General features: G+C 46.2%; 9 protein-coding genes and 1 pseudogene. 8 read left to right on the plus strand and 2 right to left on the minus strand.

Annotated features, from left to right (window positions below; genetic code table 11):
* The first annotated feature begins 43 nt into the window (after positions 1-43).
* Positions 44-1,291, plus strand: coding sequence for a D-alanyl-D-alanine carboxypeptidase family protein (locus FD27_RS02635; protein ID WP_057749120.1), 1,248 nt, complete (start codon positions 44-46; stop codon positions 1,289-1,291).
* A gap of 152 nt (positions 1,292-1,443) precedes the next feature.
* On the opposite strand, the gene FD27_RS02640 is transcribed toward FD27_RS02635, so the two are convergent.
* Together FD27_RS02640 and FD27_RS02645 are read right to left on the minus strand one after the other, a co-directional pair.
* Positions 1,444-2,481 carry an aldose epimerase family protein gene (locus FD27_RS02640; protein WP_057749391.1) on the minus strand — a complete coding sequence of 346 codons (1,038 nt, stop codon included), beginning with the start codon at positions 2,479-2,481 and terminating at the stop codon, positions 1,444-1,446.
* A 93-nt stretch (positions 2,482-2,574) separates the two neighbouring features.
* On the minus strand, positions 2,575-3,963 hold the full coding sequence (locus FD27_RS02645; protein WP_057749123.1) for a DUF2252 domain-containing protein: 1,389 nt from the start codon (positions 3,961-3,963) through the stop codon (positions 2,575-2,577).
* A gap of 190 nt (positions 3,964-4,153) precedes the next feature.
* On the opposite strand from FD27_RS02645, the gene FD27_RS08690 reads away from it, so the two are divergent.
* From FD27_RS08690 to FD27_RS02680, 7 genes and pseudogenes are all read left to right on the plus strand, one after another.
* Positions 4,154-5,680 carry a plasmid pRiA4b ORF-3 family protein gene (locus FD27_RS08690; protein ID WP_235803000.1) on the plus strand — a complete coding sequence of 509 codons (1,527 nt, stop codon included), beginning with the start codon at positions 4,154-4,156 and terminating at the stop codon, positions 5,678-5,680.
* A gap of 78 nt (positions 5,681-5,758) precedes the next feature.
* Positions 5,759-6,799: a zinc-dependent alcohol dehydrogenase family protein gene (locus FD27_RS02655; protein ID WP_057749129.1), complete on the plus strand. Its 1,041-nt coding sequence runs from the start codon at positions 5,759-5,761 to the stop codon at positions 6,797-6,799.
* Positions 6,800-6,817: 18 nt separating this feature from the next.
* On the plus strand, positions 6,818-7,405 hold the full coding sequence (locus FD27_RS02660) for a peptidylprolyl isomerase (protein ID WP_057749132.1): 588 nt from the start codon (positions 6,818-6,820) through the stop codon (positions 7,403-7,405).
* A 90-nt stretch (positions 7,406-7,495) separates the two neighbouring features.
* A pseudogene (locus FD27_RS02665) lies at positions 7,496-8,875 on the plus strand (class II fumarate hydratase); the annotation flags it as partial.
* A 97-nt stretch (positions 8,876-8,972) separates the two neighbouring features.
* Entirely contained in the window at positions 8,973-10,364 is a 1,392-nt protein-coding gene (locus FD27_RS02670) for a flavocytochrome c (protein WP_057749135.1), read from the plus strand.
* Between the two features lie 68 nt (positions 10,365-10,432).
* Positions 10,433-11,803, plus strand: a complete 1,371-nt coding sequence (locus FD27_RS02675) for a threonine/serine exporter family protein (protein WP_057749138.1) — start codon at positions 10,433-10,435, stop codon at positions 11,801-11,803.
* A gap of 11 nt (positions 11,804-11,814) precedes the next feature.
* On the plus strand, positions 11,815-12,465 hold the full coding sequence (locus tag FD27_RS02680; protein WP_151495801.1) for a uracil-DNA glycosylase: 651 nt from the start codon (positions 11,815-11,817) through the stop codon (positions 12,463-12,465).
* Positions 12,466-12,540: the final 75 nt, after the last annotated feature.

Here is a 12,540-nt window from a genome sequence, read left to right on the forward strand (position 1 = left end):
ATTGAGCTATGATTGTTAACAGCATTGAAGGAGGACGGATTAGATGGTCCAAAAAGTATTTCGCTGGTTGGTAATTATGGCCACCACAGTCTTAATAGTAAGTAGCGCACTCCTGCCCAGTACTTCAGCTCAGGCCGCAGCGTTCAAGTTAAATGCCCGCTCGGCATACGCTATTGATGCGCAAACGGGGCAAGTACTATACCAAAAGAATGCCCGCAAGAAGTATCCGGTCGCTTCATTGACCAAGGTTTTAACTCTAGCGGTGATTGAACAGGATGTTGCCGCTCATAAGTTGCGTTGGAATCAGAAGGTGAAGGTCACCCCTGCAGTGGCAAAGGTGGCTAATGACTGGCATTTTTCGAATGTGCAGTTGAATGCTGGAGAATCCTATACCGTTCGCCAGTTAGCCGAATCAATGATGATTGTATCTGCTGATGGTAGTACTGAAGCACTGGCATTAGCCGATGCTGGGAGTACGGCGGCTTTTAATAAGAAGATGCAGGCGGTCGCACGAAAAGCCGGTGTTAAGGATGCCAAGATCTATAACATGATTGGGTTACCTAATGAGGACTTAGGGAAAAATAAGATTAAGGGTGTCGATAAAGATGCTGAAAATCTGTTTTCTGCACGGGATATGGCGCTGATTTCTAAATACCTAATTGATAATTACCCTGATGCATTGAAGATCACGAAGACAAAGTTTGCTAACTTCCGGGTAAGTGAGGGTCAAAGTGAACGCCTGGTTAATATTAATTCCTTATTGCCGAAGAATGGCTTTGCCCCCAAAAATGGGGAAATTGATGGGCTGAAGACCGGTAACACAGATGCAGCCGGTAAGTGCATCATTACTACGGGGACCTTTGATGGACGGCGAATTATCTTAGTTGCTTTGCATACGAAGGGTGATTGGAATCGGCAGTCGAAGGAATCGAAAGAGTTTTATGAACAGTTAACTGATCGCTACCAGCCGGTAACCTTGAACACAACTCAACAAGTTAGTCGGCAGGTACAAAGAATGCGAGTTGTTCATGCGAAGAAACGTCGCTCGACGAAGTTGGACCTGCAGCGGGCAACTGCTGTGTGGGTACCTAAGGGAATGACTTGGCAACAGATGAAGCCTAGCTTGATAGTAAAGCAGGCGGATCGGTCAATGACAGGGAGCCTGAAGGCACCGGTTAAGAAGGGCCAGCAAGTTGGTTACCTAGTGCTGCACCCTGGTGATCTGCCGAAGGTTAAGATGCCGGTGAAGGCACTGAACAATGTGCAGAGAAGTGGGTGGTTCGACCTTTAATGAGTGTGAGACCGTTTAAAGTCCTGTAGGATTATCCTAGTAAGGTGCTGCCGACGTGACAACGTGGTAACATATAGAAATATAACTCTAATAACCAAAAAGGTCCCGTAATCGCAATGATTGCGGGACCTTTTTCATTTTAAACCATTTGGTTAATATTCAACGTGCCACTTGATGGTGTAATTCTTTTCTTCATTTGGATGTAACGTAATATCACCGAAACCATCATGATTGATAGCATCAGATAAGGTTTGGGCTTCCATAGCCAAGCCGAGGTGAGGATGAACTTGACCATGGTTGTAAACTGCCGGATCATCAGAATTCATGGAGTACATGATCAAGGCGTTCCGGTCAGAATACAAAGTCATCTTCCGCCCACTTTCTGGATCTTCCAGAGTGGCGACCGGCTTAGTTAAGCTTGGTTCAACTTCCCAGATGTCATCGAACCCATTTTCCTTGGTAGAAGCCATCTTTTGCAAAGCATCGCCCAGACGAGTTGGCTTGCTGAAGTCAAATGGCGTTCCAGCGTTGTCCAGCCGTTTGCCTGTTGGAATCTTACCATCGTCAACTTCCAGGTGGTCCTTCGAGTTAACGTACAACTTCAATTGATCAACAGTCTTAACACTAGCTGCGGCCATGTTCCAATAAGTGTGGTTAGTTGGATTGAATAGCGTGTCAGCATCAGAGGTTGCGCTAAATTTGAGGGTTAAATTATCGTCGTTATCTAACGTGTAGGTAGCAGTGACGTGAATAGTCCCTGGGAAGGTATCCATTTCTTCAGTCAGTGTTAAGCTAAGGGTGATTGACAGGTAATCCGCGGTTTTCTTCGTTCCATCGACGTTCCAGATGTAAGAATAGAAACCATTTGTTCCGCCATGAAGACTGTTTTTGCCTTCGTTTTGTTCCACCTGGTATTCTTTGCCGTTAATGGAGAAATGACCATTAGCAATTCGACCAGCGACCCGACCAATTAACCGGTCAGTACAGAAACCATTATTGGTGTATTCATCAAGGTTCTCGGATGTTAGCACCATGTCAGCCTTGCCGCCATCCTTGGTTGGCACCTTAAATGATTGCAGCAGGCCAGCAAAATCGAGGATCCCAGCCTGGACACCATTGTTGTTAGTTAAAACATACTTGGTAACCGGCTTACCCTTATATGTTCCAAACGGTTCTTGAGCGATATTCATCATACACTGTACCTCCTTGAAAAGTAAGCGCTTTATATTAAACTACATCCTTATTCTACCACAACTAAGTTCAGACGTATGCAACCGGTTGCACTATTTTGAGCTGACTGCTTGTTGGAAGGCTTGAAAATCAACCGCTACTTGCTTGGCATATTCGTTTGTCCAGGTGACCAATCCCTGGTCGAGAGCTTTTTGTCCCTTCAGATAGCCGCGGATCATTGGTGCGGTTGGACTTTGGTAGTGAGCAATTGCCAGTAGGAAGGCACAGATCTGACAATACAGGTTGAAACTTTCCCGGTCTAATTTGGCAACGTTAATAGATTCCTTCATGTCCCGGAATTGACGAATGTAGTAACTTCTGCCCCCAAAAGCCGTACTGCCGAGGAAGGGATCAGATGATGATTGGAGGACCTTTTGAGCAGTGACGATTCGGCGGCCGGCACGCACACTACTTTGGATGGCCTCTTCGACGGGCAGTTTTAACAAGTTATAACGCAGCGGCATCGCTTCCTTGACCTGAAGAACGAGGTGGCTACCGTCAATGCCCGTTAACAATATTAGGTAACAACGGGTCCCAAAGCTCCCGACCCCGACACTGTAACGAATAATGTCACTGATCTGGAAATTGGCGAGGAAAACGCGAATATCCTGGCGAACAGTGGAGCGGTAGGCATTATAACCGGCCACGATTTGTTGATACTTAACAGCGCTGACATGTTTAGCACGTGGTGGATTGTCCTTGAACCGTAACTGACCATTATTATCAGTAGCCGCCATCTTTTGAGTAATCTGTTCAGAATTACTGTGCTGGCTTTTCTTAATAATCTTATTAAGAATCTTGGTCATTTGATGGTGTTTATCGTCAACCGTATCAATTGACTTCATCATGTCATGGATTTCATATGAAGAGTAAAAACGTTGGGCAAGGGTGAGCTTATCAACCCGCTTAATGGCGTGACGGTAGGTCTTAGTCATCAGATGGAGGATCTGGTCAAGGTCATCTTCTGTAAAGCGGTTTTCTTCGCCGGCTAATTTAGCACTGACCAACAGGCGTTTAAGATCACTTTCCCAGTTACCGATGCGGGCTTCATCAAAGTCATTCAAGCCAAATAATAGTTGTCGTTCAGGTGATGCATAGAAGCCGTAATTATTGACGTGGGCGTCACCACAAATAATTGTGGGGATGCCACTTTGATTTTGGGCTTTCAAATCCCTCTCCATCAATTCAGCTGTTCCTCGGAAAAAGGCAAACTTGCTGGCCAGCATTCGTTGATGACGGAGCGGTAACAATTCTTGGATCATGTTAGCTTCTGTCTGCTTGATTGCTGCTACTGGATCACGGTTAACGGGCTTAAAAGCAACCAAGTCCGCCGTGGTTATTTTTTGTTGGCGGTATTGTCCAGCAGCTTTTAGTTCATCTTTCGTCCGGTTAATGCTGATCTTTTTTAAATCAAACAGATCTAGATTTTCTTTACTAGGCATGATGAATGTACTCCTCGTTCAAGTAATTAATTTTATTGTAATGGTTTTGTTACGATTGTCGAGAAAATTTGAGTTTGCCCGGGCATTCTGCCACAATAAAGGCAAAGACAAGTGACCGTTCATCAAAGTAAGTAACGGCACAGCTATATTGAAAATATAGTGCAGGCAAGGAGTGATTGCAGTGTTAATCATGGTTGAGAGAAATGTGGCCCAGCATTTACATGCGAATACTCGGACAACGGATGCCCAGCAGGTGTTGAAGGCGACGAGTTGGTCTGTCCGCGTTGTCGGTGATTTTATGATCGTCATGAACAATCTTCTATCGATCCCTGTAATTGTCAGACACCCGCAACAGTTTAGTGATTCACGTTCATTTGTTGCTGCCTTTAAACGGGAATTCTTACATTTACTAGAAGCATTACCAGTGCCACGGGGAAAGATCGGGATGATTCGTGATTACCAGCTGGCCAGTGTTAATTTCATGGCGCCTATTCCGGCCGCCATCCAACAACGGCTCCAAGTTTTTCAGAATCTCTTAAATCAGCCGGGAGTAATTCACTGGGATGAAGATCCAAGTAATGCGGTCGTTTCGCTGCAATTAGCAAAGAGTATTCGCTTGCAAAACCCTGATACAGGTGATGCTCAATCGGTTATTGATGTGTTTAAACAGTACGTAATCAACGATTTTGCCTTGCCAGCACACCCCAAATTGAATGAACACAACCGTCAATACCTGTATCGGTCATCATCATTGAATGATGTCATGAATGAGTCGGCGGTGACTGAACAAATTACCACTGACTATAAGAAAGCATTGATTCACCATCAGAAAAGTGATGCCATTATTGACCGTGACCTGGACTATGCCAATGATTACATGAGCTATGTTGCGGAACTAGGCCAGTCAATTATTGACGACTTAACCATGCCTTATTACTATATTTTGGATTATGCGAGTCGTAATGATGAACGATCATCAATGACGAAGTTGCGGGGGATGCGGGCTGCTTTTCGCGAATTAGCCCGCTTTTTAAAAGCGCAGGCCTTATTCTCGGCCGCGGATTTTGATGAATTTACCCAAGCAGTGAGTCAAGCCATTGACGACACGACACCAACACTGCAAGGGTTCCGTTTAGAGCGAATGCTGCATAGTGCTGAGTCGGAGTTACAACGCCGCCGAGCCCTGCTGTATCACGCTCGTAAGTACAGCAACCACCGTTACCATGTCCGGGTTGAACTAACTGGTTACCACCCCAAGATGTGGCGTCAACTAGCGGTCAGTGGTGAAACCAGACTAGATGACTTTTGTTACCTTATCTTGGCAGCCTTTCATGCTGGGGGTTCTCACTTATATGCATTGAAACATGGAAAGGATCTTTACCAGCTACCATACTTGGATAATGGAGAAAATATCACTCTGCACTGGTTGGGTGAATTTAAACAAGGTGACCAACTGATCCTTGACTATGACTTTGGTGATTCATGGTCATTTAAAGTCACTATTGAAGAAGTTACCAAGAAGCGGACATCGTTGACTAACCAGGAAGCCCAATTATTGGCTGGTTCCGGGAAGGGGATCATTGATGATATCGGCGGGGTCGCTGGCTTGGAAGCGGCGGCACAAGATGATCCCAGTATTAATGAAGACTTTGATCCCAAAACGGAACAGGAAGAGTGGGTTAATACTAGTCGTCAATTAGCACGACGTTATGAATAGGCGTTTCTTTTGTATTATTAATGTGAAAAAGTCTACAATAAAGGTGTAAATGTCTTGAAGAAAGTGAGGGGCTGAAAAATGTCAGAAGATCATATTCCTGAAACAATGAAGGCCTGGGAAGTTACTACCCCGGGCCCACTGGACGGCCCAGAAGCACCGTTAAAGCTGGTTACTAAGCCAGTTCCAACTCCTGGACGTGGTGAAGTTTTAGTAAAGGTATTAACTTGTGGTGTTTGTCACACTGATTTACACGTTACAGAAGGGGATTTACCTGTTCATCACGAGCACGTTACCCCTGGTCATGAAATTGTTGGTAAAGTGGTCGCCTTTGGCCCAGAAACACGACGGTTCAAGAAAGGTGAACGGATTGGTATTCCATGGTTCCGTCATGCTTGTGGAGTCTGCAAGTTCTGCCGGTCAGGACATGAAAACCTTTGTCCCCACTCTGTTTATACGGGCTGGGATCATGATGGCGGCTATGCCGAGTATGTGACTGTTCCAGAAGGATTTGCGTACCGGATCCCAGAAAAGTTCAATGACTTGGAAGCTGCTCCGCTACTTTGCGCCGGAATAATTGGCTACCGGGCGTATGAACGGGCAAATGTTCCAGCAGGGGGCCGTCTTGGACTGTACGGCTTCGGTGGATCGGCTCATATTACCGCACAGATTGCTTTAGCTCAAGGGGTTGAAGTGCACGTCTTTACCCGGGGCGCTGATGCTCGTAAGTTTGCCCTGCAATTAGGTGCCGTTGAAGCAAAGGGGGCTTATGACCTGTCCGAAGTACCTCTAGATTCTTCGATCATTTTTGCTCCGGTGGGTGACATCGTATTACCGGCATTGGAAAGTTTAGTTCCTGGTGGGACGCTTGCCATGGCCGGAATTCACATGACTGATGTGCCAAAGCTGAACTACCAGAAGCACCTCTTCCACGAAAAGACGTTAACGTCGGTTGAATCAAATACCCGTCGTGATGGTGAAGAATTCCTGACCTTAGCTGACCGGTTGGATATTCACCCAGAAGTCCATGAGTATGCCCTTGACCAAGCTGCCGAAGCATTGAAGTACGTAAAGGCCGGGGATATTAAAGGTGCCTGTGTACTCCGCGTCAGCAAAGACTAACGAAATGAGGATTAGATAATGACTTACCCACAATTAAACTTGTCACAAGCCGATGGCCCCGTTGCCATCATGAAAACAACGGCCGGGGCAATGACCATTCAATTATTCCCGGAACAAGCACCAAAAACGGTGGAGAACTTTATTAAATTAGCCCAGGATCATTATTACGATGGGGTAATTTTTCACCGAGTGATTCCTGATTTTATGATTCAGGGTGGTGACCCTACTGGAACCGGTCGCGGTGGTGAAAGTTCTTTTGGTCGGCCATTTGAAGATGAGTTCTCAGATGAACTCTTCAACTTGAATGGCGCCTTATCGATGGCCAATGCGGGCCCTAATACCAATGGTAGTCAATTCTTTATCGTCACTGCCGAACATGTCCCAGCTGACATGATTGACCAGATGAAGATGGCTGGATATCCAGCAGATATTATTGATTACTATCAACAACATGGTGGCACGCCATGGTTAGATGGACACCATACCGTCTTCGGTCAATTAATTGAGGGTCAGGACGTTGCCAAGCAAATTAGTTTGACCAAACGTAACCGGATGGATAAGCCAAAGAAAGATATTGTGATCAAGAAAATTACTATTGAAAATTAGTCCAAAAATCATCCAGCTTTCTGGATGATTTTTTTAGTTTAACCCAGTATGATAGTGGTAATGAATTTTAAATCATTTGGAGGTCATATCATGGCAGCTTACCGTACCGAATCTGATACTTTAGGTCCCGTCGAAATTCCGGCGGATGCATTGTGGGGGCCCCAGACCCAGCGGAGTCTTCGTAATTTTCCTACTGGCCCGTATATGCCCATTGCAATCATTCGGGCGCTCTTGCAAATTAAGAAAGCCGCTGCACAGACGAATATGGAAATGAAGCAGATCGAACCGGCCAAAGGGAAACTGATCGTTAAGGCGATCGATACTTTACTGGCATTAAGTGATGATGACCTTCGTCATGACTTCCCGCTCAAGGTTTACCAAACTGGTTCGGGAACGCAAACAAATATGAACACGAACGAAGTAATTGCTCACAAAGCCCATCAAATTAATCCGGATATTGAGATTTTACCGAATGATGATGTTAACAAAGGACAGAGTTCGAACGATACCTTCCCAACTGCAATGAATATTGTGGCAATTGAAGCATTGGATCGCTTGGAACCGGCTGTTAAACACTTAATTGCTGAGTTGAAAGTCAAAGAAGACAAATACTGGGATACCGTTAAGATTGGACGAACTCACCTTCAAGATGCCACCCCAATGACGTTTGGCCAGGAAATCTCTGGTTACGTTGCGGCCTTGGAACACGACTTAACCTTTATCCAAACTCTCGCACCAACCCTTTTGGAATTAGCAATTGGGGGAACAGCCGTAGGAACCGGATTAAACGCCGCTCCGGGGATGGCCAGTGCGATTGCGGATAAGCTAAGCAGGGTTTATGATCACCAATTTACTGCCGATTGTAATAAATTCTATGGATTAGCTAATCACTCCGGCCTTGATGTGGTCCATGGTGCGCTCAAGTCATTAGCCGCGGATATGTTTAAGATCGCCCAGGATATTCGTTTCTTAGCTTCGGGACCTCGCGCGGGGTACGATGAATTGAATATTCCTGCCAACGAGCCCGGTTCGTCCATTATGCCCGGAAAAGTCAACCCTACCCAGGCGGAAGCAGTGACGATGGCTGCGTTGCGGGTGTTCGGTAATGATACGGTGATCACAATGGCTTCATCGCAAGGAAACTTCGAAATGAACGTTTACAAGCCTGTCTTGATTTACACATTTCTCGAATCAACCAATATCCTGACCGGGACAATTAAGAGTTTTACAGATAAACTTGTTCACGGGATGACTGTTAATAAGAAACGAATGACCGAGTTAGTCGACCGCTCTCTGATGACGGTGACTGCCTTATCGCCGCATATCGGTTACCATGATAGTGCGAAGATTGCCCAAAAGGCGGCGAAGGAGGGAACTACCCTGCGGGATGCTGCTCTAGCAACTGGCAAAGTAATGGCGGAACAATATGATCAGTGGATGAATACCTTAAAGATGACTAATGCTGATCGTCGTCAACGGATGAAAGACCGGTTTAACGAAGCTAAGGATAAGATGAAGCAGAACAGTAAACGGCATTCATTCAGTCATAGAAAGGACCAGAAGTAAGATGGCAACAAAGTTTCAACCAACCCCCATTAGTCAATTGCAAGATCAGTATGATGTCGTTATTGTCGGTTCTGGTGCGACTGGACTAACGGCTGCTATTCAAGCGCATGAATTAGGAATGACAGTCGCTGTATTAGAAAAAGAAGATAAATTAGGTGGCAACACTAACCGTGCATCGTCTGGAATGAATGCGGCAGAAACGAATATTCAGTTGAAACACGGCATTATTGATAACGTTGCCGACTTTTATCATGAAACCTACCAAGATGGTGGTCGTCTAAACGATAAGGATATGTTGGGTTACTTTGTTTACCACACTGCCCCAGCAATTGATTGGCTAGCTGACCATGACATTCACCTCGATGATATTACCGTTACCGGTGGAATGAGTCAGAAACGAACCCACCGGCCAGCCAGCATGGCACCAATTGGCGGGTTCTTGATCCAGCACCTCCTGGCAGTTGTTCAACAAGAACAAATTGCTGTTTTCCAGCCAGTACGAGTAACGCATTTACAAATGAAAAATGGCCGGATTAGTGGGGTGAAAGTCACCATTAATGGTGTTGACCGGCATATTAATGCCGGAGCTGTTATTTTGGCTACTGGTGGTTTCGGGGCTTCTCAGGAAATCTTGAAGAAGTACCGGCCTGATTTGGCCAACTATAAGACGACTAATCAGCCAGGAGCAACTGGTGATGGCTTAAAACTGGCGGAAGAAGTTGGGGCAGAATTAATGCAAATGAACCTCGTCCAGGTTCACCCCACTGTTCAGCAGGACCAGCCCCACGTCTATTTGATTGGGGAAGCCGTGCGTGGCGAAGGGGCCATTCTTGTAAATGCACATGGCGAACGCTTTGTTAATGAATTAAATACTCGGAAAATTGTTTCCAATGCTATTACGGCCTTGCCAGAACATAGTGCTTATTTAATCTTTGATCAGGGAATTCGTGACCGCGTTAAAGCCATTGACTTCTACGATCAGGTGGGCCTGGTGAAGAAGGCCGCCACCTTAACCCAACTGGCGGATAAATTAGGGATAGATCCTGATCATCTTGTTGAAACTGTTCAAAAATGGAATAAATCTGTTGCTAGCCACCACGATGCACAGTTTGGCCGAACTACCGGAATGGATCGACCGATTGAACAACCACAGTTTGGTGCTATTCATATTGCTCCGGCGGTTCACTACACGATGGGGGGAATTCACATTACACCAAAGACCCAGGTGCTCGACGGCAATGGCAATATTATCAAAGGCCTCTTTGCCGCGGGTGAAGTTGCCGGAGGATTACATGGTAATAACCGGGTTGGTGGTAATTCCATTGCCGAGACCGTTGTCTTTGGTCGCCAAGCAGGACAACAAGTCACCCTGTACTTGCGCCAAAGCCGTTAGCTTGACAAGGTTCGTATAATATTAGTTGTGAACTTTAAGAATTGCAGTTAACGGAGGATGCAATAGTCATGCATAATTCTGATCAATCAAACCCATTTGAGGGCTTTGAGCCAGCGGAACACCTTTCAAAACACCACCACATGGCGATTCCCTGGCAGGATTTCTTTACGAATGATAATTTCACCCCAGCTAAAGAAGCCAACTTAGTTGAACGAGCTGCTATTGTTGGGCGCATTGGCTTGATGATGCTGGCGTACGGAACAGGTGCTTGGCGGGTCCGGGATTCGATGAACATCGTTGCTCGAAAACTCAAGATGACCTGTTCGGCAGATATCGGGTTGGTATCGTTGGAATACACCTGTATGGATGCTCACCACGCATATACCCAGGCACTATCATTACCCACAACGGGGGTTAATACCGCTAAGTTGTCGATGATGGAACGCTTCATTCACGACTTCCGGGACCGGGGAGAAGAAATGACAATTGGTGAAATCCACCAGCGGTTGGAAAAGATCGCGCATTCGCGTGGCAAGTACAGCCCAATCCATGTCGCCCTAGCAGCGGCCCTGGCATGCAGCTGCTTTGTCTTTTTGCTTGGCGGAGGCCCGGTAGAAATGCTGTGCTGCTTTATTGGTGCCGGACTAGGAAATTACGTGCGGCGGAAGATTGCTGATCGCCACATTACCCTGTTTGCCTGCATCGCCTTGGCCGTTGCGGTTGCATGCATTGTCTATTTGTTGTCGTTTATGGGGATGCAGTACTTTTTCAATATTAGTGATCGCCATGAAACGGGCTATATTGGAGCAATGCTGTTCATTATTCCCGGCTTCCCATTCATTACGTCTGGCCTGGACATTTCCAAATTGGATATGCGGTCGGGCCTGGAAAGGCTGACCTATGCGGTGGCAATCATTGTGGTAGCGACCCTCGTAGGTTGGATTGTTGCCATGGCGGTTCATTTACGGCCAGGAACATTAGCTGCTTGGCCGTTATCGCCACTTGCGCTGTTGCTTTTACGAATTCCAGCTAGTTTTGGTGGTGTTTTCGGCTTTTCAATTATGTTTAACTCGACGCCTAAAATGGCGGCTCTGGCCGGACTGATTGGGGCAGTTGCTAACACGACCCGGTTGGAATTAGTTGATTGGACGCATATTCCAGCTGGTGCCTGTGCTTTCATTGGCGCATTGATTGCGGGACTTATTGCTTCATTCGTGAAGATGAAGTTACACTATCCTCAAATTTCACTTACTGTTCCATCGATCGTTATCATGATTCCAGGACTATATATGTATCAGGCTATGTACAACATGGGATTAACCTCGATCAATGTGGGAACCCTGTGGATGACTAAGGCCTTGTTGATTGTTGTCTTCCTTCCACTAGGCTTGATTGTTGCCCGGATCTTGACTGATCATAAATGGCGACGGAACGGTTAAGGAGTACGCTGATGGTTGTTATCAATTATCCCCACGACCTGTTAGCTGAGGTCCGCCAACGAGTGGCGGGCCGAAAATTGACCGGCTTTACTCCCGGGCAAGGGTTGCTCCATCCGGACCTGATGCTGGTTGGTGAAGCCCCTGGGCGTCATGAGGAAGTGCACAATATTCCTTTTTCTGGTGCTTCCGGGAAAGAATTGATGAAGATGGTGGCATCAATTGGCTATTCACGACAAACGATCTACATCACCAGTGTGGTCCGTCAACGGCCATATTCGGTTAAGCGGGTTAAGGACCGGCAAAGTGGCAAAATAATCACGAAAAAGCCTAACCGGACGCCAACCAAAGGAGAAGTGCTGGCCTTTGCCAAATTGTTTGACTGGGAGTTAGGCCAGGTGGATCCGAAAATCATTGTTCCCTTAGGTAATACTGCTTTACAACGGTTACTGGGACCGCAAGCGAATATTGGCGAGCTTCACGGCCAACTGATCACTCGGCCCATTCAGAAAGCAACTGCTGATGGACAGGGTTATCAATGGACGACGGATTCCTATAAACTTTTTCCGATGTATCATCCCGCAGCTGTTTTGTACCGACGCAAACTGGAACCAACAGTAAAGGATGATTGGCGACGTTTAGGAACTTTGTTGCAACACAAATAATTAATGATTTACAAACGTACCAAAAATCGGTACGATATATGACGATTAAGAGGGTGAACCAATTGGCGCACCCTC

It is taken from the genome of Limosilactobacillus frumenti DSM 13145, assembly GCF_001436045.1.
In the GTDB taxonomy this organism is placed as follows: Bacteria; Bacillota; Bacilli; order Lactobacillales; family Lactobacillaceae; genus Limosilactobacillus; species Limosilactobacillus frumenti.

What these genes read in the sequence shown, in the direction of transcription:
- FD27_RS02635 (WP_057749120.1), top strand. Translation starts at nt 44, where the DNA reads ATGGTCCAAAAAGTATTTCGCTGGTTGGTAATTATGGCCACCACAGTC.
- FD27_RS02660 (WP_057749132.1), top strand. Translation starts at nt 6,818, where the DNA reads ATGACTTACCCACAATTAAACTTGTCACAAGCCGATGGCCCCGTTGCC.
- FD27_RS08690 (WP_235803000.1), top strand. Translation starts at nt 4,154, where the DNA reads ATGGTTGAGAGAAATGTGGCCCAGCATTTACATGCGAATACTCGGACA.
- FD27_RS02675 (WP_057749138.1), top strand. Translation starts at nt 10,433, where the DNA reads ATGCATAATTCTGATCAATCAAACCCATTTGAGGGCTTTGAGCCAGCG.
- FD27_RS02670 (WP_057749135.1), top strand. Translation starts at nt 8,973, where the DNA reads ATGGCAACAAAGTTTCAACCAACCCCCATTAGTCAATTGCAAGATCAG.
- FD27_RS02640 (WP_057749391.1), bottom strand. Translation starts at nt 2,481, where the DNA reads ATGAATATCGCTCAAGAACCGTTTGGAACATATAAGGGTAAGCCGGTT.
- FD27_RS02645 (WP_057749123.1), bottom strand. Translation starts at nt 3,963, where the DNA reads ATGCCTAGTAAAGAAAATCTAGATCTGTTTGATTTAAAAAAGATCAGC.
- FD27_RS02655 (WP_057749129.1), top strand. Translation starts at nt 5,759, where the DNA reads ATGTCAGAAGATCATATTCCTGAAACAATGAAGGCCTGGGAAGTTACT.
- FD27_RS02680 (WP_151495801.1), top strand. Translation starts at nt 11,815, where the DNA reads ATGGTTGTTATCAATTATCCCCACGACCTGTTAGCTGAGGTCCGCCAA.